Raw genomic sequence first — 22,507 nt, forward strand, 5'->3', positions numbered from 1 at the left:
TGACAGTTAAGAGCGGTGTGGTCTTTGCTTTCCGTGGTGCAATTGCGAAGAAATATTCAAACTAGGTTAATGATAATCGCGGTGTTTGAAGCCCAGATGATTGTTTCTGAGTAATGGTTAACCCCTGGACGCTGTTTATGGCAGCTGATGCCTGTAACGCACCGTATTTCAAAGTTCTTCATGATTAACGATGAGTCGCGATTAGGCTCGCATGTTGAAACAATCCATCAATAACCTCTGTCAAATTTGTGTCCAATACAGCCACTCATTGCAATGATACCTCTTATTTTGTTCATCTAACGTTATTTTTGTCTTTGGTGACTGTATGCTCTTACCTTATGCAGATCGCGGGCCGATCCTAGTGGCCCCATTCGCTAGTAAGTGAATGGTCCGGTGCAGAGCACCTTCCCGACATTGCAAGACCTGTATCGCTACGGCGCAAATGTGCGCGCGCAGTTATATTCGGCGTCTTTGCCAATGCGGACTTCGTATTCAATGGGCAGCCGCCCGAAATTGATGCCCGTGAATTTATCAAGGTGGTGTCAATATTGGAGTAGACTAATGAGCGACTACACTCTTGATTGGGCCTCTGTTTCGGGCATCGACGGCGAAATAACTACGCTGAGCAACGGCAGTTCAGATGTGGCCGTTGTTATTGACACGCCCCCGAAAGGTGCTGGCGCCGTAACCGAAGTGACCGAGTTCAACGGTGTTCAGGCCCTCACATCAGAGCATGCGGATCAGCCGAATGTTGCGTCGTTAAGTTTTTCAGCGCCTATCACGGATGTGACGTTTAACTTGCTCGACATCGACCGCAGCAATGCGGACGGGTGGGGCGACACCGTCACAATTATCGCGCGGGATGTAGATGGAAAAGAGCGTCCTGTAACGTTCAGCAATGTCACTGACGCGCAATCCGTTGACGGCAATTCGATCACGGGGATGGCTGAACTATTTGAAGCGCCTCCGGTTGGTGTGACCATCTCTGGTGCGGTGAAAACGCTGCAGATCATCCACGTAAAGTCGGAAACGGATCTACCAGCAAGCGGTATCATTGGTATCTCTGAAATTGGGTTCAACTTGGTGGTTAACGAGGATCCCGACGGTTATGTGGATGGAACATTTGATGATGATCTGATTGATCATAGGTTTGAAGATATCGACGGCGATGAGATTGATCACGCTGACGCCTTGCTACCCCGTGCGCAACCAAATGATGATGTCGTCTTGGCGGGGGTGGGTAATGACACGGTTTATGCTGCTGACGGCTATGATGATGTGTTTGGCGGTGAGGGTAACGACCTTCTAAGGGGCGGTGCTGGCAAGGATTACGTCTCTGGCGGTGCAGGTGACGATGCCCTTTACGGCGATGACGGCGCAGACAGTCTGGTTGGTGGCGTGGGGGACGATACGCTGGACGGCGGGCTTGGCCGCGACGTTCTTTCTGGCGGCATTGGCATCGATAATCTGATCGGCGATGGCGGTTTTGATATCCTTACAGGTGGCTTTGGCAACGATGATCTGCAGGGTAACGATGGCGATGACACACTTATTGGTGGCGCAGGTGCGGATACGCTTCGCGGCGGTGATGGCAATGACACCCTTGTTGGTGGCAGAACGGACATAAGCCAAGTAATTGATTTCAATGGGTTTGAAGCAGGCGAGATACTAACGACCCAACTTGCGCATCAAGGGTTTACGGTTAGCAGCGGCAACCCCAAAACCCCCGTAATGGTGTTTGATAGTGCGCAGCCAACGGGCGGTGATGCGGACCTTGCCAGTGATACATTAGGCAAAGTCCTGATCCTATCTGAGGACCGCGACAAGAACGATCCTGACGATAACGCGGGCGGCGGCAGTTTTATTTTTGATTTTGATGGCCCCAGCACGGTACATTCCCTGACGCTTTTTGATGTGGAAAGCGGCGCGACTGTTTCGCTTTTTGACGATCAAGCCGTGTTACTCAGCGTCCAGACAACATCGACCGACGATGGCGAGGCGATTACCCTCGACATTGATCAATCCGGTACCGCACAATTGGTTGTGACACTTCATGGATCTGGGGCAATTGATAATCTGTTCCTTACGATCGACAATGCAGAAGGTGATCTTGGCGATACGCTGATGGGCGGGGCTGGGAACGATGTCCTTACAGGCGGTGCTGGTGCCGATACGATTGACGGGGGCGATGACCGTGATGTCATCGTGGGAGGAACGGCAGGTGACGTTGTAACCGGCGGTACGGGGTCAAATACGGCCAACGATGCGGATGACGTCGATATTCTTGATCTTCGGGGGCTTGGCCCTTTTCGGGTGGTTCAGCGCAGCCTTGATGCGGATGAAAACTCAACTTCGGGGCGAGTTGAGTTTCTGGATGCCGACGGCGCGGTCACCCATTCGCTTGCTTATGCTGAGATCGAGAAAATTTTAGGGGATCGCGTTAACAGCGCACCGATTGCGCGCGATGATACGGCGGCCACAGTGGAAAGCATTCCGATCACTGTCGATGTGATTGCAAATGACGAGGACCCCGAAGGCGGTGCACTAAAGATCACCTCAGCATTTGTTTCAGCGACCCAAGGCACCGTCGAGATCATCGCCAACAAGATCGTGTTCACACCGGTTGACGATTTCACAGGCGAAGCCGCAATAAACTACACCGCAGAAGACCTTGAAGGGAACGCGGCGGATGCAATTGCTGTTGTTACTGTCAATGAGGCACCTCGGGACGGGACCATTATGGGGACCTCGGGTGATGATCTGATTGATCTGGCCTACCGCAGTGATCCTGACGATGACCGTGTTGATGCCCTTGATGAAGTGGTCACAGGCGAAGGACCCAATGACGACATCATCGTTGCCGGCGACGGCAATGATACGGTGTTTGCGGGCCTTGGCGATGATGATGTCAGCGGTGGCATTGGGAATGACGTTTTGCACGGTGAAGCGGGGGCGGATCACCTGTTTGGTGGAGGCGGTGATGACATGTTCCGGGTCGCCTCGGCAGCGGACGGTGCGGGTGATGAAATCATCGGCGGTGAAGACCCCGATGGGCAGGACACAGATACGCTGGATTTGCGCGGAAGCGGGCATTTGCGTGTTGAGATGGACCCCGATGACGAAGAAGCGGGCACTGTGCGGTTTCTTGATGGCGCGGGCGGCGCAGTCACGGGATCGCTTAGGTTTTCCGAAATTGAGAATGTTATCCCTTGTTTCACCCCGGGCACGCGCATCGCTACAGATAAGGGCGAGCGCTTGGTCCAAGACCTGCGCGAGGGGGACCGCGTGATTACACGGGACAACGGTATCCAAGAAATCAGATGGGTTGGCCGCAAAGACGTGAACCACAAAGGGCTGGCCGGCGCGCCGGAGCTCAAGCCCGTGATCATTAGGGCAGGTGCGTTAGGGAATGACCTGCCAGAACGCGATATGATCGTCAGTCCGAACCATAGAATGCTGATCGCCAACGACCGAGCAGAGCTGTACTTCGAAGAGCGTGAGGTGCTTGTCAGCGCTAAACATTTGGTAGGCAGTGATGGAATTGAGCGGCTGAACACGCAAACTGCCAGCTATATCCACTTCATGTTCGACCAGCATGAGGTTGTGTTGTCTGACGGTACATGGTCCGAGAGTTTTCAGCCCGGTGATTACACCATGCGGGGGATTGACCGCGCTCAGCGCGATGAGATTTTTTCGCTGTTTCCGGAACTGAATAGCGATGCTGGCATGCAGGATTACACCAGCGCACGTAAATCGCTGAAAGCCTATGAGGCGCGGCTATTGGTTCCCAAGTAAGGCAGCCAAACCGCTCAGCCCACGGCTGGTGCGCCAAGTCTGCCACGCTTCTGGCGTATCAAGATCAAGGGTGGCGCGGTCGCCTTCAAGTGGGACCAAACCATGATTTTTAGTGTTGTCGGTAACGATAGATGCAGCGCCCCGATCCCCCGAAAGCCCGCCAAATTGTGCAAAGAGTGAGCGATCAAAGATCACCGGATGACCCGCTTTTCCATCGGCAGTGGCGGCCTGAAGGATTTTGAGGCGCGAGGCCTGAAATACGGCCCACATCATCGACAGATCACTGGCGGTAATTGCTGGCATGTCAGCGGGCAGGATCATCACGGCGGTTACATGGGACCGCAGGGAGGCGACCCCAGCTTTGAGCGACGCGGACATGCCTTCATGAGCGTTTTCACACACAACAGCGGTAGCGCCGTCTGTTAAACTCATGCGCGGATGATCTGCAGCCGGAATCGTCACGATAACATCATCGGTCACCTTTAGGGCGCGCTGAACCATTGCCGTTAGACAAGGTGTGTCGCTGACATCTTCAAAACACTTGTCAGCGCCGCGCATCCGCGTTGAGGCACCTGCGGCGGGGATAAGAATGGCGAGGTGCATCAGGTATTTCTGCTTTCTGGTGCGCGCCTTACCCGTTCACGGGCGGTTCACGTTTTGATGAGGCGCGGGCTTTGCACTGCCACTCTGCCACAGCTTCTGTTTATGGTTTAGTAAGGAACAGTATAGGACTTATCATGTTGAAAAAAGCTCTGTTTGCGGCGGTAAGCGCGACAGCCCTCATCTCCTTCGGCTCATCTGCACTGGCGGCCTCTGTCAGCTTGTCTGAAGGGTGGAAAAACCAACGGCTGTCACTGTTTTCAAAGAACAATTACGACTTCGGTCAGAGCCTGGGCATCGCATCAGATGGGGCTGTGTCCATTGCGTGGCGCAAACTGCCGCGCAGTTTTTGGGAGGCCGAACGCGCCTCGTGGAACTGGTCCGTGAGCCAATCTGTTCCTGCAACAGATCTGAGCGTGAAAGGCGGTGATGATCGCAACATTTCGATCTATTTCCTCTTTGCCCCCGATGATCAGGCTGAAAAGCTGGCTGGCGCTGGCATCAGATCGCTGTTGGGAAATGATGACCTGCGCGTGATCCAATATGCATGGGGCGGTAATCATAGCCGCGGCGCTTTGTTGCAATCGCCTTACCAACCGGGCCAAGGGGTGACGGTTGCGTTGCGGCCGGCTGGCACGGGAACACATTCTGAAAGCGTAAATTTATCGAATGATTTTCGCAAAGCTTTCGGCGGAACATCGGGCAAACTTTTGGGGATTGCCGTCTCTGGCGATAGTGACGACACCGATAGCATTATTCGTGCGCAGATCAGCAACTTGCAGATTGACTAAGCTTAACTGGCTGAGCAAATGAAAAGGGGCGGTCCAATCGACCGCCCCTTGTTTATTCTTTAATGGAGTATGTTCCATTTACTTCTCGGGGATCAAACCACGGGGGAAGAACCGCAAAACCAGTAGCAAGATCAATCCCATGGTCAGCAAACGCATATGTGCAACACTGGCCAGAAGGCGTTCTTTGATCCACCAAGCGTCAGGCATCGGGTCGGTGATAAGGCCCATAAGGGCCGCACCGTATGGTTCTACCTGAACCCACAGGAACCAGATCAGAAAGCCACCCAAAACGGAGCCGTAGTTATTGCCCGAGCCCCCAACGATCACCATCACCCAGATAAGGAATGTGAAACGAAGCGGCTGGTAACTGCTTGGGGTAAGTTGACCATCAAGCGTGACCATCATCGCCCCCGCAACGCCGCAAATAGCCGATCCCAGAACGAAGATTTGCAGGTGCCGCGCCGTGACATCTTTGCCCATCGCGCGCGCAGCGGTTTCATTGTCACGGATAGCGCGCATCATGCGGCCCCATGGGGATTTCAGCGCCAGCTCTGCGGCAAGGAAAATCACCAACAAGACAATGACAAACAACACCGAATAGCTGAGTTTAACATAAAGCGTCGAGGCCGTGACCGGATCGATATTGAGCGAGGCTGCGCGCTCTACGAACTGCGCACTTTCTTGCAACTCAATTTCTGACGGCACAGGGCGCTCAATGCCGATGACGTTTTTGACCCCACGCGCAAGCCAGTCTTCGTTTTTCATCACCGCGATGACAATTTCGGAAATACCAAGGGTCGCAATGGCCAAATAGTCACTGCGCAGACCAAGAGCCGTTTTCCCGATCACCCAAGCAGCTGCGGCAGCAAACACACCGCCAACAGGCCACGCAAACAGAATGGGCAGATTAAGCCCACCAATGTTGCCTGAAACCGCGGGATCGATTGCTTCGATACGTGCCACAGCGGGATCAAAAATGGCGCGGTAGATGAAGAAGCCGACAATAAGGAGAAGCGGCGTGGCAATGGTGCGCACGCGCCCTGTTGTTTTGCCACGCACAAAAATCGTAAGCGCGATTGTGGCAAATCCCATCAAAAGGGCTGCGATGACCTGGAACCCACCAGCGGACCATGCGCCCGGTGTAACGGGCTCCGAGACCAGCACAGCAGCAAGGCCGCCAAGCGCCAAGAAGCCCATGACGCCGATGTTGAACAAGCCTGCAAAACCCCACTGAAGGTTAACGCCGATCGCCATAATGGCCGAGATCAACCCCATGTTCAGGATCAACAGCGCCGAGTTCCAACCAGAGGTAAATCCGGTCAGTAAGATCAGACCAAAGACGGCGGCAAAGAGGGCGGTGTTTTTGAAAGAAACCATCAGACTGACTTCCCTTTAAACAGACCCGTCGGCTTGAAGAGCAAGACAATGACAAGCAATGCAAAGCTGACGGCGAATTTGTAATCAGTGGACAAAAGCTGCACGAGGCCGGACGGCTCAAGTGCGTCGGGTAGGGTGTAGACCAGCACTTTTTTCCAGGCATATGTGATGAGAACTTCGGAGTAGGCGATCAGAAAACCCCCGAAGATCGCGCCAAGCGGATTGCCCAAACCACCTACAACTGCGCTGGCAAAAATTGGCAGCAAAAGTTGGAAATATGTGAACGGTTTAAATGACTTATCCAATCCGTAAAGCACACCCGCAATTGTCGCCAGCGTTGCGACGATCATCCACGTGACCATAACCACACGCTCGGGGTTGATGCCAGACAAAAGCGCTAAGTCCTCGTTATCAGAGTAGGCGCGCATGGATTTACCGGTCCGTGTGCGGTTCAGAAAGTAAAAGAGCATCGCAACAACCAGCACAGCAACAACGATTGTGATGCCTTGGGTGGTTTTGAGTGCTAGTCCTTCGCGCAGGCCGGTCATTTCTTTGAATTCACGCGCAGAAATGATGAACCGCTCACCATCGGCAAAGCGGCGATCATCGGGGCCGATCAGAATGCGAACCAGACCGTTCATGATGAACATGACGCCCATGGAAACGATTACGAAAATCACAGGTGCTGCTTTTTGGGTGCGATAAAAGCGGTAAACGCCCGCATCCGTAAGCAGAACCAGCCCGATCGTTGCGGCGATCCCAAAGGGAAGCGCAAGAAGCGCTGTGGGGAGCGGGCCAAAACTGACGCCCCAGCTTTGCAGCACAACCGTTGCGCCGATTGTGGCCATAGTGCCGAACGCCATTGTGTCGCCATGAGCGAAGTTTGAAAACCGCAAAATGCCGTAAATCAGCGTAACGCCCAACGCCCCAAGGGCCAGCTGCGCGCCATATGCGGTTGCGGGAATAAGCACGAAATTTGTTAGTGCGACGATAGCGTTAAGATAGTCCATCGTTCAGCCTCCCAAGAATGATTTACGAACTTCAGGGTCCGCAAGAAGGTCTTTGCCGGTGCCTGTAAACGCATTTGCGCCTTGGACCAGTACATAGCCTTTGTCTGCGATTTCAAGCGCTTGGCGGGCATTCTGTTCCACCATCAAGATGGAAATGCCTGTGCGCGCCACCTCGATAATGCGGTCAAAAAGCTCGTCCATCACGATTGGGCTTACGCCAGCAGTAGGCTCATCCAGCATCAAGACCGTTGGTTTTGTCATTAGAGCACGGCCCACGGCCACTTGCTGACGTTGCCCGCCTGACAGCTCACCTGCTGCTTGATTGCGCTTGTCACGCAAAATCGGGAACAATGTGTAGACCTGTTCCATCGTGTCTTTGATGTCATCCGTGCGGATAAACGCGCCCATCTCAAGGTTTTCTTCGACAGTCATGGATGTAAAGATGTTTGATGTCTGCGGCACAAAGCCCATGCCTTCGCGCACGCGCGCCTGAGGGCTGAGTTTCGTGATGTCTTTCCCGTTCAGAAACACGCCGCCTTGGCGCACATCCAGCATGCCGAAAACGGCCTTCATTGCGGTTGATTTACCGGCCCCGTTAGGTCCAACGATGACGGCAATCTCGCCTTTATCGACGCCGATGGTGCAATTGTGCAAAATGTCGGGGCCTTTGCCGTAGCCGCCTGTCATGTCGCGCCCGATCAAGAATGGCTCGCTCATGTCGTCACCTCGGCCTGTGCTTTGTCTTTGTTTTTGAGGCCAGTGCCCAGGTAGGCTTCGATGACCTGCTCGTTGGCTTTAATCTCGGGCAGGGTGCCTTCGGCAAGGACTTTGCCTTCTGCCATACAGATCACGGGGTCGCAAAGCCGGCCGATGAAATCCATGTCATGTTCGATCACGACAAATGTATAGCCACGCTCTTTGTTGAGCCGGATAATCGCGTCCCCGATCGTGTTGAGAAGGGTGCGGTTCACACCGGCGCCAACTTCGTCAAGAAACACAATCTTGGCGTCAACCATCATGGTGCGCCCCAGCTCCAGTAGTTTTTTCTGGCCGCCAGAAATCTGCCCCGCTTTGTGATCGGCAAGGTGCTCAACGGTCAGAAATTCCAAAACTTCGTCGGCTTTGGCACGCAACGCACGTTCCTGATCAGCGATCCGCTTACGGCCAAACCAAGTGTTCCAAAGTGTTTCACCGGCTTGCGCGCCCGGCACCATCATCAGGTTTTCGCGGCACGACATTGATGAAAACTCATGGGCAATCTGGAATGTGCGCAGCAAGCCCTTGTGAAACAGCTGGTGCGGTTCAAGTCCCGTAATGTCTTCGCCGTCCATTGTCACACGGCCGCCAGACGGTTTAAGAACGCCTGCTATCACATTGAAAAGCGTTGTTTTTCCCGCACCATTAGGTCCGATAAGGCCCGTTATTGACCCGCTCTGGATCTCGAGGCTAGCGCCATCGACTGCTCGAAAGCCGCCAAAGTGCTTGGACAGATTGTCCACTTTGATCATGATCTTGAGTTCTCCTTAACAAAACAGCCCGACGCAAGATCGGGCTGTTCTTTAGTTTTGTGATAGGTCGGCTTAGCGGTACTTGACCACTTTCAGCTCGCCACCTTCGAATGTGATCTGACGGTAGTTACCAGCGCTTTCGCCGGGTCCTATCAGTTCAACAGCAGACGCACCAACGTAGTCGATTTCTTCGCCAGCTTTGATCAGTTCGAGCGCTTTGCCCAACTCACCAGGGAAGATCTCGATGCCCGGTGCGTTTGCAACGTCCATCACGTGGTCTTTGTAGTCAGACGAGTCTTTGCTGTCTGCTGCTTGCATCGCCAGCATGATAAGTGCTGCCGCGTCATAGCTTTCTGCAGAGAAAGGTGATGTCGGGTTGAACTTGTCGCCGATCAGCTCTGCGTATTTCATCGCACCTGGGCTGTCTGTGCCCGGGTTTTGACCTGTTGAGCCGTCAATCTCTGAGCCGAAGTTTTCAACAAGCGCGTCAGAGATCATGCCGTCAGGGAAGTGGAACGTGTCGAATGCGCCGCTGTCGAGAGCCGCACGAACGATGCCCGAACCACCCTGGTCAACGTAACCAGCGACAACCAAACGGTCACCACCAGCAGATGCCAACGCGCCAACTTCAGCAGAGTAGTCTGCTTTGCCGTCTTCGTGTGCTGCAGAGATTGTTACTGTGCCGCCAGCTGCTTCAAACGCAGTTTGGAACGCATCAGCAAGGCCTTTGCCGTAGTCGTTGTTTGTGTATGTCAACGCAACTTCGTTGATGCCTTCTTCGAGCAGAACATCTGTCATTACAACGCCTTGGCGTGCGTCAGATGGTGCTGTGCGGAAGAACAGACCGTTGTCTTCTGCTGTGGAAAGGCCGGGTGATGTCGCGGATGGCGAGATCATGACAGTGCCGTTTGCCAAAGCAACGTTTGACAGGATCGCGCCGGTGACGCCTGAGCAGTCAGCGCCCATGATGCCATCAACTTTGTCGGATGTGACCAGACGCTCAGCAGCAGCCGTTGCCGCAGCGGCATCAATACATGTGCTGTCTGCGCGGACGCCAGTTACTTTTGCCGCGTCCAGCAGCATGCCTGAAGCAGTGACTTCTTCAATCGCTGCTTCTGCGCCGCCAGCCATTTGCTGTGCCAGAGATTCAAGCGGGCCAGTGAAGCCCAAAATGATTCCGAGTTTAACTTCTTTACCGTGGCCGCCTGCAAAGGCAGTTGTTGCCGTAACAGCTGTAAGTGCTGTCGCCATCAACAATTTTTTCATAACAATCTCCCATGTCGGATCTAAAATGTCCGTTCACGACATTACGCATAGATTCGCAAATAGGGAAGCAGTTTCCTAACGTAAACAGCCGATTAATGAGACAAAATGCGCAATAAAATTAGCCTAGTTCTCACCCTCGGCCGGCGTGCGCACCCCGTTCGCGGTAGGGTGTGGTGTCATAGTGGGACCGGTAGCATTTGGAAAAATGCGATGGTGACGCAAAACCACACGCAAGTGCTACATTAATGACACTCATATCCGTCTGGATCAGTAAGTTCCGCGCCTTTTGCAAACGCAATTCCATGTAATAGCGCTTAGGGCTGCGCGACAGATATCTGCGGAAAAGCCGCTCAAGCTGTCGGGTCGACATGCCCACGTCCTTTGCAAGCACACCGGGGCTGATCGGTTCTTCGATGTTGGCTTCCATCATCTGAATAACAAGGCTCAACTTCGGGTGCCGCACGCCAATGCGCGTGGGGATAGACAAACGCTGGCTGTCCTGGTCCGTGCGAATAGAGGAATAAATTAGCTGATCCGCGACAGAGTTAGCCAGATCTTGCCCGTGTTCTGCGGCAATAATCTTGAGCATCAGGTCAATCGATGCTGTGCCTCCGGCAGTGGTGAAGCGGTTGCCGTCCATCACAAAGACGGACTTTGTCAGCTCCACATCCTCGAACTCCTCGGCAAAGCTGTCTTGGTTTTCCCAGTGGATCGTCGCGCGGCGCCCGTCAAGCAAACCCGCTTTCGCCATTGTAAACGCAGCTGTGCACAGGCCACCCATTTGGACCCCACGGCGGCTTTCGCGGCGCATCCAGTTCATCAGTTTGGTGGTGGTAACCTGCTGTACCTCAAGACCGCCACAAATCATCACAATGTCATCGCGGCTCAACTCATCAAGGCCGCCCTGAAGCTGAAACGGAATGCCAGCGGAGCACGTAACAACACTATCATCATTCGCGCCCATCTCGCCCACAAGACGCCATTCATAGAGCGGCTTGCCCGCCATCATATTTGCAAGACGTAGCGATTCAACTGCCGCAGAAAAGCACAACAGTGTAAAGTTCTCGAGCAGGACAAACACAATCCGTTTAGGTTTGCCGTCCGTTTTCACCTCGATGATCTGACGTTTCTCCGCCATGTTCTTGCCTCTCCCGAAAACGCAACGTCAAATAGCAACAGCACCAAACTGCATCTTATTCAAGGAAAAACGCGCCGCGGGTGACAAAGCCCATTGGAACTGTGCAAAAGTCGGGGTATCAGCTTTTGTGCTAACGCTAACGTCGTGACGAGGATACCCGATGACCAACTGGACCAAAGATGCATGGCGCGCAAAACCGCGCGTACAAATGCCAGACTACACCGATGCTGCGGCATTGGCCGGCGTCGAGGAACAGTTGCGCCGATATCCACCGCTGGTTTTTGCAGGCGAAGCGCGCCGTTTGAAGGCCGAGCTTGCCGCCGCATCGCGCGGTGAGGCGTTCTTGTTGCAAGGCGGCGATTGCGCCGAAAGCTTTTCTGAATTTTCAGCAGATACTATTCGCGACACATTCAAAGTCATGCTGCAGATGGCGATGGTTCTTACCTATGGCGCCAAAGTGCCCGTTGTTAAAGTGGGCCGGATGGCCGGCCAGTTTGCCAAACCACGCTCTGCACCGACCGAGACCAAGGATGATCAGGAATTGCCGAGCTACCGTGGTGATATCATCAACGGGTTCGACTTCACGCCAGAGGCGCGCATCCCCGACCCAAAGCGCATGCTGCAGGCCTACACCCAAGCGGCGGCATCTTTGAACTTGGTGCGCGCTTTCTCAACCGGTGGCTATGCTGACGTTCATCAGGTCCACGCTTGGACACTGGGCTTTACGGGCAGCGGCGAGGCGCAGAAATACCGTGAGGTCGCAGACCGTATCTCAGACACGCTCGACTTTATGAAAGCTGCTGGTGTGACCCAAGAAACGGCGCATACGTTGCAATCCGTTGATTTCTACACGTCGCACGAAGCGCTGTTGTTGGAATATGAAGAAGCCATGTGCCGCGAAGACAGCACAACCGGCCTGCCTGTTGCGGGGTCTGGTCACATGATCTGGATCGGTGATCGGACACGCCAGCCGGACGGTGCTCACGTTGAATTCTGCTGCGGTGTGCAAAACCCGATCGGCTTGAAGTGCGGCCCAACGACAACAGCCGAAGACCTCAAAGTCCTGATGTCTAAATTGAACCCGACAAACGAAGAGGGGCGCTTGACCCTTATCGCGCGGTTCGGTGCGGGAAGCGTGGGTGATCACCTGCCGCGTCTCATTCAGGCAGTCAAAGAAGAGGGTGCGAACGTGCTTTGGTCATGTGATGCGATGCACGGTAACACAATCAAAGCGGCGTCAGGCTATAAAACCCGACCGTTTGAAAGCGTTCTGCGTGAGGTTCAGGAATTCTTTGCAATCCACCGTGCTGAAAACACAATCCCCGGTGGTGTGCATTTTGAGATGACTGGGCAAGACGTGACCGAATGTACAGGTGGTGTCCGTGCGGTAACCGACGAGAACTTGTCTGATCGCTACCACACAGCGTGCGATCCACGTTTGAACGCGTCGCAGTCTCTTGAGCTGGCATTTTTGGTATCCGAAGAGCTATCGGCCCTGCGGAATGCGACCCAACAGGCCGCAGCCAGCTAATCTTATTTTGGGATAAAAAATCAACAAAGTCCCGAGTTAGCGCTCGGAGCTTTTTGTATGCCTAAACAAATCGTTAATCCTAAGAAAGTGGATTAGCTATCGAATGTAAGTATCTGTAATTTTGGCCTTTTATTAGACTTAGATTGCAGTTTATCCGCGCTAATTACAGGGGTATCTTCTGTTGGTTGCGGCGCTGGTCTACTGCTTAGAATTGCGTCAGCTGTACTACCCGTCGGGTCTTTCAGCAGCGGCCGGACATCCGTCTCAAGAATGTTGAACCGGCGCGGTGCACGTCCAATTTTGCCGTTGGTGACAAACGCTCCCAAAACGCGGCTTACGTCACCGAAGTCTGATTTGAGCGGCAACAGGATGATCTTCGCGTCCAAACTGTCACGCCCAACACCTGTTTCAGCGCGCAGCGCAAGGGTGACACAAGCGGGGCTGTCGAACATTTGGTCAATGGCCTCGGCCATCTGTTGACGTTCGTGCGGGACAATAAAGCTCGACAATGGCATGCCGCGCACTTCCATCCCCATCAGATCAGACATGTGCATGCCCGCAAGCCGTAAACGCACAAGGCCCGGGGCGATGCGTTCACCAATAAATGCGTATTCCAACAGATTTTCTATGCCGCGCGGGTTCACATCCGCCCGATCTGGCATCATGCGTGTGCCGCGAAGCGCTTCCCAATACGCCTCTGTCTGCGCAATCGCTGGGAACCGAAGCTCTGCACGATGATCAAAGATCGAGACAACATTGGTAGGGGCCGCAAGACGTGGCGCATTGGGTTTAGAGGTCATGGCTCAAGGATCCGTGTAAAATCTGCAAGTCGACTAATCGTTACTATACCGTAAATTAGCGTGTCGCGGTGCAAAATGTAAACGAGTGGTTAACGCATGTGGCGCGGGGCACGTATCGGGCCTTGCCTTGCTTTCAGCAGGGCGTCACAAATGGGGCTAAGGATCCACTGACGCGAGGCCAAAATGACACTTTCAATGACCGGTTTTGCCACGTGTTCAGGGCAATTAGACGGCTATAGTTGGACGTGGGAAATACGTGCCGTAAACGGCCGTGGTCTTGATCTGCGCATCCGCGTCCCCGAGTGGATTGAGGGTCTTGAGGTCGCCGCGCGCAAAGCCGCACAAGGCGCTGCCGAGCGCGGCAACATCACGCTGAATTGCAAAGTAACGCGGCAAGATAGCGGCGCGAGGTTCACCGTAGATGAGGCACGGCTTCATGATGTTTTGAGCGCGCTCAAACAGATTGCGCAAGCGGCTGCGGATCACAGTGTAGACATAACGCCGCCAAGCACTGCTGAGATTTTAGCCTACAGAGGGATAGTAGATACAGAGGCAGCCAGTACTGATACGGCGCCCTTATCAGCGGCAATTCTTGGCGATTTACCAACGCTGTTGCACAGCTTTAACCGGATGCGAAGCGATGAAGGTGCGGCTTTGCACGGCATCCTGGCAGACCAGTTAAACCAGATTGAAGTGCTCACGCATCAGGCCGCAAATATCATCGAAACGCGTGCAGACAACATGAAGGCGCGCTTTGCTGAAAGTCTGACACGGGTTTCTGCAAACCTTTCAGATGACATTGATGCTAGCCGTGTGGCACAGGAAATTGCGCTTTTGGCTGTGAAGGCTGATGTGGCTGAAGAGCTGGACAGATTACGCGCGCATATCGCTGCGGGGCGGGAATTATTGGCCCAAACAGGCGCCAAGGGCCGTAAGCTTGATTTTCTTAGCCAAGAATTCAACCGCGAAGCGAACACCCTGTGCGCCAAGGCGAACCACACGGAACTGACGACAATCGGACTTGCCCTTAAGGCCGTGATCGACCAAATGCGTGAACAAATCCAAAACGTGGAGTAACTGATGTCTGCCCCCAAAAGTACCGCCGCCCGTCGTGGGCTGTTGATCATTTTGTCCTCGCCTTCCGGTGCGGGTAAATCGACGTTGGCTAAGCGGCTTATGAAATGGGACCCGAGCCTGTCGTTTAGCGTGTCGGCCACCACGCGTGCTGCGCGCGAAGGTGAGACCCACGGCGTTGAATACTATTTTGAAAGCCGGACAGGTTTCGAAGATATGGTCGCGCGGGGCGATATGTTGGAGCACGCCGAGGTGTTTGATAATTTATACGGCTCCCCACGGGGTCCCGTTGAAGCGGCGATCAACGATGGGCGCGATGTGCTGTTTGATATCGACTGGCAAGGTGGGCAGCAAATCCGCAACTCTGTTTTGGGAATGCACACGTTGTCGATCTTTATCCTGCCGCCCTCAATTGCAGAGTTGGAGCGACGGTTGCGTGGACGTGGACAGGATAGCGACGAGGTTATTTCAGGACGGATGAAAAAGTCCCGCGATGAGATTAGTCACTGGCCCGAATATGACTATGTTTTGGTCAACGATGATCTTGATCAAACGGAAGAACGGCTGAAATCAATCGTCAGCGCAGAACGTCTGCGCCTTAGCCAACAACCGCAAATGTCCGATATTGTACGTGATTTGAACGCAGAATTTGAGGCCCGCCAATGATTTATAAGCTTGATGGAATCACCCCCGAAATTGATCCGACGGCCTGGGTGGCAGCGGATGCCAACATCATTGGCGCGATTACCCTTTGCGCAAAAAGCAGCGTTTGGTTTGGCGCTACGCTGCGTGGTGATAACGAACGGATCACCGTGGGCGAGGGGGCGAACGTGCAAGAGGGCAGCGTTTTGCACACGGACATGGGTTTCCCGCTTACTATCGGAGCTAACTGCACGATCGGGCACAAAGCTATTTTGCACGGCTGCACGATTGGTGATTGCACGCTGATCGGGATGGGCGCCACGGTGCTTAACGGGGCTGTTATCGGTAAGAACTGCCTGATTGGGGCGAACGCTTTGGTCACAGAAGGCGCAGTTATCCCAGATGGCTCGCTTGTGGTTGGCGCGCCCGCGAAAGTGCGCCGCGCCCTCGATAAAGAGGCGATTGACGGTTTGTTGAAATCAGCGCTCGGCTACCAGAAAAATGCAGAACGCTTTAGAAAAGGACTAAGCGCACTATGAATGACGAACGCCTGAATTCCCCCTCAATGGTGCGCCGCATGGCGTTTCCACAAAGCTCAAGCCGTGCGGTCGTCACGCCGCTTCAGCCGTCTGTTGTTTATGCAAGCGACACGCCTGATGCATTGGATGCGCAATATCTGGGTGGTGCGCAGGGCTATACCTATGCTCGTGAAGGGCACCCCAACGCAGACGTTTTGGCGCGCAAGATCGACCAGCTTGAAGGTGTGACACCGCAGATGGGCGCAGGCTTCATCACCAGCAGCGGCATGGCTGCGATTTCTGCTGCAATCCTTGGGGTGTGCAAAGCGGGTGATCACGTTCTGGGTGGGGATCAACTTTATGGCCGGTCGCTCAGGATGCTAAGCCAAGACTTGCCCGACCTTGGCATTGAAACATCGTTGGCGGATCCCACAGATGCGGCCGCGTTCGCTGCCGCGATCCAGCCCAACACGCGGCTTGTTTTGCTCGAAGTTGTGAGTAATCCAACGCTTCGCCTTGCAGATATTGGTGCGATTACAGAGGCCTGCCATGCACGCGGCGTTCTTGTAATGATCGACAATACGTTCACCACCCCGCGCGGATACCGTGCATTTGATCACGGCGCTGACATCGTGATCCACTCTGTCACTAAACTGTTGGCCGGGCACTCGGATGTGACACTGGGCTACACGGCGACCCGTGATCCGGCGCTGCGCGATGCAATGGTCGTCAAGGCGGTCACATGGGGATTTACGCCATCACCATTTGATTGCTGGCTGGCGGAACGGGGGCTTTATTCATTTGAGTTGCGCTATGACCGCGCCCAACAAAATGCCGCAAAGCTAGCGGACGCATTGGCCACACATAGCGCAGTTGAAAAAGTGCTTTATCCCGCGCGCACAGATCATCCGGACCATAACCGTGTGAACGATATGTTGGGGGATCAGACAGGCAATATGGTCAGTTTCGTCCTGCGCGGCGGGCGTGAGCAAACAAATGCGTTTGTCGGCGCGCTTGAGCATATCGCGTTTGCCCCAACTCTGGGCGATATCGGGACAACCTTGTCGCATCCCGCAACGTCATCGCACCGCGCGCTAAGTGCTGAGGCGCGTTTGGCGTTGGGCATGCCCGAAGGGTTCTTCCGTGTCTCGGTCGGGGTTGAAGATGTGGATATGCTTATCTCTGAGTTTACGGCGGCCCTTAACGGGGTCTGACTAAAGACGAAGGGGGACAAGGCCATGACAGCACTGAGCACGATGCGCGCGCTGACCGATGCGTTCCCCACGCCTTTCGCTGTAATTGATGCGCGCCGCACGATTGTGGCTGCCAATCAAGCCATGCGCGACGTGTTGGGCGAGGACATCGTTGATCGCCATTATACACGTGCCTGCCGCCGTCCCAGTATTCTGGATGCGGTTGAGCGTGCGTTTGGTGTCGGTGCCACGGAAAAGGCGGAGTTTTCTGAAAACATCAAAGGCCGAACATCACACTTCAAAGTGATCTGCAGCCCGCTTGACTTGGAGGGACGCGCCCATGTCTCGCTGAGCTTTGAGGATATCACGTCCTCGCGCGAAATCAGAGCCATGCGGAGTGATTTCGTTGCAAACGTCAGTCATGAATTAAAAACGCCCATCACATCGATCCTTGGCTTTGTGGAAACCATTCAAGGGCCCGCGGCCAATGATGAAGCCGCCCGTAACCGCTTTTTGTCCTTGATGGCCCGAGAGGCCGAGCGGATGAACCGTCTTGTCCATGATCTGTTGTCGCTGAACCGCGTTGAGGTTGATGAAAAAGTCCGCCCCATGGACCGCGTTGCGCTGAACGCACTAGTGTCGCACACTGCGGTAGTATTACAGCCGTTGGCTGAAGCGCATGATATTTCCCTTAAGATCGAGCTGCCCGACGCCCCATGTCACGTGAAGGGGCATGAGCGGCAGCTGGTTCAGGTGTTACGTAATCTGGCCGAAAACGCGATTGCCTATTCCCCAAGCGGAAATGAAGTGCGCGTGCGTTTGACCGCGCCTGCTTATGAGGTGGCGCTGCATGGAAACGGGGTGCGTTTGATTATTGAAGATGACGGGCAGGGGATTGATCCGGTGCACATCCCGCGCCTGACAGAGCGGTTTTACCGCGTGGATAGTCACCGCTCTCGTGAGGTGGGGGGGACCGGTCTTGGCCTTGCCATTGTCAAACACATCATTACGCGGCATCGCGGGCGCCTAGAGATCAAAAGCAAACTGGGAATCGGTAGTCGTTTCACGGCGATCTTGCCCGCTGATACGTCCGCACCTTAAATTTTTACAAATTTCGGGCAATTTAGCCGCTAAAATCCGTTATTTTCTGGTTTGTCACATAGCTGTTACGTTCCTGTCACAAAAGCTTAGCGAGACCAGCTTAGGCAGACGCCATAAGTTGCTTGCAGGAGGGATACGCCGACCTGTGAGGCTGACATAACCAAAAGGAGCTGCCTTATGCCATTTCTTAAACTCACCGCATCAGCCGTTGCGATCGTTGCTGTTTCCGCACCTGCATTCGCGCGTGACAACGTGCAAGTTGCCGGTTCTTCTACTGTTCTGCCTTACGCATCAATCGTTGCGGAAGCTTTCGGTGAGAACTTTGATTTCCCGACACCTGTTGTTGAATCCGGTGGCTCATCTGCGGGTCTGAAGCGCTTTTGCGAAGGGGTTGGCGCAAACACCGTTGACGTAGCAAACGCATCTCGCGCGATCCGCGAAAAAGAGATCAAAGCATGCGCCGACAATGGCGTGACCGACATTATTGAAGTCCGCATCGGTTATGACGGCATCGTATTTGCGTCCGACATTGACGGTGAGACATTCGAATTCACACCCGCTGACTGGTTCAATGCATTGTCACCAAAAGTGCTTGTCGACGGCGCGATTATCGACAACCCGAACCAGACTTGGGCAGACGTGAACCCTGCGTTCCCGGCACAGCAAATTGCGGCGTTCATCCCAGGCACAAAGCACGGCACACGTGAAGTGTTTGAAGAAAAAGTTCTGGCTGTTGGCTGTGAAACGACAGGCGCGCTTAAGGCGATGGAAGCCGCCGGCATGTCCGAAGATGACGCAGAACATGCGTGCATCAAAGTGCGCACAGACGGTTTGTCTACAGACATTGATGGCGATTACACAGAAACCCTTGCACGGATTGATGCCAACAAAGACGGTATCGGCGTGTTCGGTCTAGCGTTCTATGAGAACAACACAGACAAGCTGCAAGTGGCGACAATATCAGGTGTAACGCCGACAACAGAAAGCATTTCAACAGGTGAATACCCTGTGTCTCGCCCACTGTTTTTCTATGTCAAAAAAGCGCATATCGGCGTGATCCCTGGCTTGAAAGAATATGCTGAGTTTTTCGTGAGTGACGATGTTGCTGGCCCAGATGGCCCACTGGCTGAGTACGGTCTGGTTTCAGACCCAGAGTTGGCTCTTACTCAAGAAGCAATTGCAAACGAGCAGACCATCGCATCTGGCTCATAAGAGCGCGATTGGTTAAAGACATAACACACCGCCGAGGGTGAATCGGCGGTGTGTTGCATAAAGACGGCGCCTGAGAATTTGGCGATCTACATTAGCTGAGGTCTGTAAATGTCTGGAATTGTTCTTTTATTGATCGTTTTGGGCCTTGGTGCTTTGGCTTTTATTCTGGCGCGCAGCAAAGCGTTATCTTCTGTTGGTGGTGACCAGCGCGCATTGCATTCGCGTCCACATTATTACGGATTTTCGGCCTCAATTTTGACGATCGCGCCAGCTTTGGCGCTTATGGTCGTTTGGGGCTTGGGACAATCCACTCTGGTGCAATCCTCCGTTGCTGAGTTGATACCGGCATCTGCAATCGCAGAAGGCCAAACCGTTGGCCTTTTGATGGGGGATGTGCAGCGGATTGCGAATGGCCTTGATACAGCCGTTGCGGCAGGCGCGCTTAGCAGCGACGCTGCAGCGGCTTTGAGCACTGGCGCGGATGATATTCGGGGCATTCTTGGTTCAGTTGGTGTGGCGCTTGGGGCCGATGTTGACCCTGCCATTTTGGAGGCTGCACAAAGCTATAGGGCGATGCAAAGCAGCGGCGGAACTCTGCGAATGATTGCGGTGATTGGCGTCGCGCTTTTGGGGCTGACCTACGGTTTCATGCAGACATCGGCCACGTACCGCGCGCGAAACTCGGTTGAGCGCAGCATGCGATGGACGCTTATTGCGGCGGCTAGTGTGGCGGTGTTCACAACCCTTGGTATTGTCTTTTCGGTTATCTTTAACACGATCGAGTTTTTCCAACTTTATCCCGCAAAAGACTTTTTCCTGAGCCTCACGTGGTCCCCAAGTTTCGGCGGCGGTTCTGAATTGGGTGTTTTCCCGCTTCTTTGGGGCACGCTTTACATCAGCATAATCGCGCTGATGGTTGCTGTTCCAACTGGGCTTTTTTCCGCGATTTATCTGTCTGAATACGCGTCCCCCAAAGTGCGTGCCTTTGCCAAACCCTTGCTTGAGGTTTTGGCCGGTATCCCCACCATCGTTTACGGCTTGTTTGCGCTTTTGACGGTTGGACCTTTGTTGGTGAACGTGTTCGGTGACGGCGGCATTTTGGGCGTCAATTGGATGCAAGGCGGCACAGCTGTGATGACCGCCGGTTTGGTCATGGGCATCATGTTAATCCCGTTCGTGTCTTCACTGTCAGACGACATCATCAACGCCGTGCCACAGGCGCTTCGAGATGGCTCGTTGGGGCTGGGTGCGACGCCATCGGAGACCATCCGCCAAGTGGTGATACCTGCGGCACTTCCCGGTATTGTTGGCGCAATTTTGTTGGCCGCTTCCCGCGCCATTGGGGAGACGATGATCGTTGTTTTGGGGGCAGGGGCCGCCGCGCGCCTGTCGATGAACCCTTTTGATGCAATGACGACCGTAACGGCCAAAATCGTTTCCCAACTTACAGGCGACGCGGATTTCGCCAGCCCCGAGGCTTTGGTGGCCTTTGCATTGGCCATGACCCTTTTTGTGATCACCCTTGGATTGAACGTCATCGCACTGGGAATTGTGCGTAAATATCGGGAGCAATACGAATGACCGATGCGAGCAACGTAGCACCGCTGCGCGAGAAAAAATCCCTGCTCGTCGTTGATGCGCGCACCAAGAAACGCAACGCTGCTGAGGCGCGCTTCAAGATGTATGGCATCATCGCCATCACGCTTGGGCTGTTGTTTTTGGCGGTTCTGCTGACAACGATCATCAGCCGCGGTACTGGTGCATTCACCCAGACGTTCATTTCTGTACCTGTTGAGCTGCGCGAAGATAAGCTGGACAAAAAAGGTAATCGAAACCTTGAGGACATCAAAAAAGTCTCGACTTTTGGTTATAATCCGCTGTTGGGCGATGCTTTGTCCGCAGTGATTGCAGAAGGTGGCTTCACAACTGAAATCACCAAAAGCAAAGAGTTGCGCAAACTTCTGTCCTCAAGCGCTGTCGGGCAAATGCGGGCCTATGTGATAGAGAACACGGCCCAAATCGGCCAGACCGTGACTTTTGATTTCTTCGCCTCATCGCGCGTCGATGGTTATATCAAGGGCCGCGTGACCCGCGAGGATTTGGCCCGCGACAAGAACCTGTCTGCTGAACACCTTGATCTGGTCGATCAGATGATTGAGGCGGGTGTTGTACGCAAAAAGTTTAACCCAAGTTTCATTTTCGGCGCAGACGCATCCGAAAGCCGGCCAGAACAGGCGGGGCTTGGCGTGTCGATGTTAGGCTCGCTCTTTATGATGTTGGTTGTGCTGTTTTTGGCGCTTCCGATTGGTGTTGCCGCATCGATTTACCTTGAAGAATTCGCGCCGAAAAACCGCCTGACTGATTTGATTGAGGTGAACATTTCTAACCTCGCGGCGGTGCCTTCGATCGTGTTCGGGATCTTGGGCCTTGCGTTCTTTATCCAATTTTGTGGCGGCTATCTTGGCATTGCAGCAATGAAAGCGAGCGCCCCGTTGGTTGGTGGTCTCGTGCTGACGCTGATGACATTGCCGACGATCATCATTTCCACCCGTGCGGCGCTGAAGGCGGTTCCACCCTCAATTCGGGATGCGGCACTTGGGGTTGGGGCGTCAAAAATGCAGACTGTTTTCCACCATGTGTTGCCTCTTGCCGCACCTGGAATTTTGACAGGCACGATTATTGGCCTTGCCCAAGCACTTGGTGAGACTGCGCCGCTGCTGCTGATCGGCATGGTTGGCTATATCGCGTCAAACTACCCCGACAGCGTGTTGTCTGGCTTCACAGACCCTAACTCTGCCATGCCTGCCCAGATTTTTGAGTGGGCCAAGCGCGCAGACCCTGCATTCTACGAGCGCGCATGGGGTGGCATCATCATTTTGTTGGTCTTCCTTATGACCATGAACATCATCGCAATTTTACTTCGTCGTCGCTTTGAGCGCCGTTGGTAGGTA

The 22,507-nt window shown here is 54.0% G+C and carries 19 protein-coding genes; 11 read left to right on the forward strand and 8 right to left on the reverse strand.

Features of this window, described 5'->3' with window-relative positions:
* The first annotated feature begins 561 nt into the window (after window positions 1-561).
* Window positions 562-3,795 (forward strand): Hint domain-containing protein, encoded by a 3,234-nt coding sequence (locus NeNHUV3_RS01435; protein WP_391482031.1) that lies wholly within the window; start codon window positions 562-564, stop codon window positions 3,793-3,795.
* Here NeNHUV3_RS01435 and NeNHUV3_RS01440 read toward each other — a convergent pair.
* Window positions 3,778-4,398, reverse strand: a complete 621-nt coding sequence (locus tag NeNHUV3_RS01440) for an NTP transferase domain-containing protein (protein WP_391482032.1) — start codon at window positions 4,396-4,398, stop codon at window positions 3,778-3,780. The two genes, NeNHUV3_RS01435 and NeNHUV3_RS01440, sit on opposite strands and share 18 nt — an antisense overlap.
* 134 nt (window positions 4,399-4,532) lie before the next feature.
* Between NeNHUV3_RS01440 and NeNHUV3_RS01445 the strand changes: the two genes are divergently transcribed.
* Window positions 4,533-5,186, forward strand: a complete 654-nt coding sequence (locus NeNHUV3_RS01445) for a DUF3047 domain-containing protein (protein WP_391482033.1) — start codon at window positions 4,533-4,535, stop codon at window positions 5,184-5,186.
* 78 nt (window positions 5,187-5,264) lie between these two features.
* Here the strand turns inward: NeNHUV3_RS01445 and NeNHUV3_RS01450 are convergent, their stop codons facing one another.
* From NeNHUV3_RS01450 to NeNHUV3_RS01475, 6 genes are all read right to left on the reverse strand, one after another.
* A complete protein-coding gene (locus NeNHUV3_RS01450) occupies window positions 5,265-6,563 on the reverse strand; it encodes a branched-chain amino acid ABC transporter permease (protein WP_391482035.1) in 1,299 nt (432 codons plus the stop codon).
* Window positions 6,563-7,573 carry a branched-chain amino acid ABC transporter permease gene (locus NeNHUV3_RS01455; RefSeq protein WP_391482036.1) on the reverse strand — a complete coding sequence of 337 codons (1,011 nt, stop codon included), beginning with the start codon at window positions 7,571-7,573 and terminating at the stop codon, window positions 6,563-6,565. Before NeNHUV3_RS01455 ends, NeNHUV3_RS01450 begins: the two co-directional genes overlap by 1 nt.
* A 3-nt stretch (window positions 7,574-7,576) precedes the next feature.
* Window positions 7,577-8,290: an ABC transporter ATP-binding protein gene (locus tag NeNHUV3_RS01460; RefSeq protein ID WP_048597496.1), complete on the reverse strand. Its 714-nt coding sequence runs from the start codon at window positions 8,288-8,290 to the stop codon at window positions 7,577-7,579.
* Window positions 8,287-9,081, reverse strand: coding sequence for an ABC transporter ATP-binding protein (locus NeNHUV3_RS01465; RefSeq protein ID WP_048597497.1), 795 nt, complete (start codon window positions 9,079-9,081; stop codon window positions 8,287-8,289). Before NeNHUV3_RS01465 ends, NeNHUV3_RS01460 begins: the two co-directional genes overlap by 4 nt.
* Window positions 9,082-9,153: 72 nt before the next feature.
* Window positions 9,154-10,347, reverse strand: coding sequence for an ABC transporter substrate-binding protein (locus NeNHUV3_RS01470; RefSeq protein WP_391482037.1), 1,194 nt, complete (start codon window positions 10,345-10,347; stop codon window positions 9,154-9,156).
* Between the two features lie 130 nt (window positions 10,348-10,477).
* Window positions 10,478-11,485: a GlxA family transcriptional regulator gene (locus NeNHUV3_RS01475; protein ID WP_334065826.1), complete on the reverse strand. Its 1,008-nt coding sequence runs from the start codon at window positions 11,483-11,485 to the stop codon at window positions 10,478-10,480.
* Window positions 11,486-11,645: 160 nt separating this feature from the next.
* On the opposite strand from NeNHUV3_RS01475, the gene NeNHUV3_RS01480 reads away from it, so the two are divergent.
* Entirely contained in the window at window positions 11,646-13,016 is a 1,371-nt protein-coding gene (locus NeNHUV3_RS01480; protein ID WP_391482038.1) for a class II 3-deoxy-7-phosphoheptulonate synthase, read from the forward strand.
* A 92-nt stretch (window positions 13,017-13,108) separates the two neighbouring features.
* Here the strand turns inward: NeNHUV3_RS01480 and NeNHUV3_RS01485 are convergent, their stop codons facing one another.
* Window positions 13,109-13,816 (reverse strand): PAS domain-containing protein, encoded by a 708-nt coding sequence (locus NeNHUV3_RS01485; RefSeq protein WP_391482040.1) that lies wholly within the window; start codon window positions 13,814-13,816, stop codon window positions 13,109-13,111.
* Window positions 13,817-13,999: 183 nt separating this feature from the next.
* Here NeNHUV3_RS01485 and NeNHUV3_RS01490 point away from each other — a divergent pair, with 183 nt between their 5' ends.
* The 8 genes from NeNHUV3_RS01490 to pstA all read left to right on the forward strand — a co-directional run bounded on the left by NeNHUV3_RS01490 (window position 14,000) and on the right by pstA (window position 22,504).
* Window positions 14,000-14,893 (forward strand): YicC/YloC family endoribonuclease, encoded by an 894-nt coding sequence (locus NeNHUV3_RS01490; RefSeq protein ID WP_391482042.1) that lies wholly within the window; start codon window positions 14,000-14,002, stop codon window positions 14,891-14,893.
* A 3-nt stretch (window positions 14,894-14,896) separates the two neighbouring features.
* Window positions 14,897-15,556 (forward strand): guanylate kinase, encoded by a 660-nt coding sequence (gene gmk / locus NeNHUV3_RS01495; RefSeq protein ID WP_341245560.1) that lies wholly within the window; start codon window positions 14,897-14,899, stop codon window positions 15,554-15,556.
* Entirely contained in the window at window positions 15,553-16,071 is a 519-nt protein-coding gene (locus tag NeNHUV3_RS01500; RefSeq protein ID WP_391482044.1) for a gamma carbonic anhydrase family protein, read from the forward strand. Before gmk ends, NeNHUV3_RS01500 begins: the two co-directional genes overlap by 4 nt.
* Window positions 16,068-17,264: a trans-sulfuration enzyme family protein gene (locus NeNHUV3_RS01505; RefSeq protein WP_391482046.1), complete on the forward strand. Its 1,197-nt coding sequence runs from the start codon at window positions 16,068-16,070 to the stop codon at window positions 17,262-17,264. Before NeNHUV3_RS01500 ends, NeNHUV3_RS01505 begins: the two co-directional genes overlap by 4 nt.
* A gap of 24 nt (window positions 17,265-17,288) precedes the next feature.
* On the forward strand, window positions 17,289-18,344 hold the full coding sequence (locus tag NeNHUV3_RS01510; protein WP_391482047.1) for a sensor histidine kinase: 1,056 nt from the start codon (window positions 17,289-17,291) through the stop codon (window positions 18,342-18,344).
* 177 nt (window positions 18,345-18,521) lie between these two features.
* Complete coding sequence (locus NeNHUV3_RS01515; RefSeq protein ID WP_391482048.1) at window positions 18,522-19,556, forward strand: substrate-binding domain-containing protein; 1,035 nt, start codon at window positions 18,522-18,524, stop codon at window positions 19,554-19,556.
* Window positions 19,557-19,664: 108 nt separating this feature from the next.
* Window positions 19,665-21,137 (forward strand): phosphate ABC transporter permease subunit PstC, encoded by a 1,473-nt coding sequence (pstC, locus tag NeNHUV3_RS01520; protein ID WP_391482050.1) that lies wholly within the window; start codon window positions 19,665-19,667, stop codon window positions 21,135-21,137.
* Window positions 21,134-22,504, forward strand: a complete 1,371-nt coding sequence (gene pstA, locus NeNHUV3_RS01525) for a phosphate ABC transporter permease PstA (protein ID WP_391482051.1) — start codon at window positions 21,134-21,136, stop codon at window positions 22,502-22,504. The genes pstC and pstA overlap by 4 nt, the downstream gene beginning before the upstream one ends.
* Window positions 22,505-22,507: the final 3 nt, after the last annotated feature.

It is taken from the genome of Nereida sp. NH-UV-3, assembly GCF_042939535.1.
GTDB classification, from domain to species: Bacteria; Pseudomonadota; Alphaproteobacteria; order Rhodobacterales; family Rhodobacteraceae; genus Nereida; species Nereida ignava.

Excerpts from the sequence above, each read along its gene's own strand:
- NeNHUV3_RS01435 (WP_391482031.1), top strand. The coding sequence starts at position 562 with ATGAGCGACTACACTCTTGATTGGGCCTCTGTTTCGGGCATCGACGGC.
- NeNHUV3_RS01440 (WP_391482032.1), bottom strand. The coding sequence starts at position 4,398 with ATGCACCTCGCCATTCTTATCCCCGCCGCAGGTGCCTCAACGCGGATG.
- NeNHUV3_RS01445 (WP_391482033.1), top strand. The coding sequence starts at position 4,533 with ATGTTGAAAAAAGCTCTGTTTGCGGCGGTAAGCGCGACAGCCCTCATC.
- NeNHUV3_RS01450 (WP_391482035.1), bottom strand. The coding sequence starts at position 6,563 with ATGGTTTCTTTCAAAAACACCGCCCTCTTTGCCGCCGTCTTTGGTCTG.
- NeNHUV3_RS01455 (WP_391482036.1), bottom strand. The coding sequence starts at position 7,573 with ATGGACTATCTTAACGCTATCGTCGCACTAACAAATTTCGTGCTTATT.
- NeNHUV3_RS01460 (WP_048597496.1), bottom strand. The coding sequence starts at position 8,290 with ATGAGCGAGCCATTCTTGATCGGGCGCGACATGACAGGCGGCTACGGC.
- NeNHUV3_RS01465 (WP_048597497.1), bottom strand. The coding sequence starts at position 9,081 with ATGATCAAAGTGGACAATCTGTCCAAGCACTTTGGCGGCTTTCGAGCA.
- NeNHUV3_RS01470 (WP_391482037.1), bottom strand. The coding sequence starts at position 10,347 with ATGAAAAAATTGTTGATGGCGACAGCACTTACAGCTGTTACGGCAACA.
- NeNHUV3_RS01475 (WP_334065826.1), bottom strand. The coding sequence starts at position 11,485 with ATGGCGGAGAAACGTCAGATCATCGAGGTGAAAACGGACGGCAAACCT.
- NeNHUV3_RS01480 (WP_391482038.1), top strand. The coding sequence starts at position 11,646 with ATGACCAACTGGACCAAAGATGCATGGCGCGCAAAACCGCGCGTACAA.
- NeNHUV3_RS01485 (WP_391482040.1), bottom strand. The coding sequence starts at position 13,816 with ATGACCTCTAAACCCAATGCGCCACGTCTTGCGGCCCCTACCAATGTT.
- NeNHUV3_RS01490 (WP_391482042.1), top strand. The coding sequence starts at position 14,000 with ATGACACTTTCAATGACCGGTTTTGCCACGTGTTCAGGGCAATTAGAC.
- gmk (WP_341245560.1), top strand. The coding sequence starts at position 14,897 with ATGTCTGCCCCCAAAAGTACCGCCGCCCGTCGTGGGCTGTTGATCATT.
- NeNHUV3_RS01500 (WP_391482044.1), top strand. The coding sequence starts at position 15,553 with ATGATTTATAAGCTTGATGGAATCACCCCCGAAATTGATCCGACGGCC.
- NeNHUV3_RS01505 (WP_391482046.1), top strand. The coding sequence starts at position 16,068 with ATGAATGACGAACGCCTGAATTCCCCCTCAATGGTGCGCCGCATGGCG.
- NeNHUV3_RS01510 (WP_391482047.1), top strand. The coding sequence starts at position 17,289 with ATGACAGCACTGAGCACGATGCGCGCGCTGACCGATGCGTTCCCCACG.
- NeNHUV3_RS01515 (WP_391482048.1), top strand. The coding sequence starts at position 18,522 with ATGCCATTTCTTAAACTCACCGCATCAGCCGTTGCGATCGTTGCTGTT.
- pstC (WP_391482050.1), top strand. The coding sequence starts at position 19,665 with ATGTCTGGAATTGTTCTTTTATTGATCGTTTTGGGCCTTGGTGCTTTG.
- pstA (WP_391482051.1), top strand. The coding sequence starts at position 21,134 with ATGACCGATGCGAGCAACGTAGCACCGCTGCGCGAGAAAAAATCCCTG.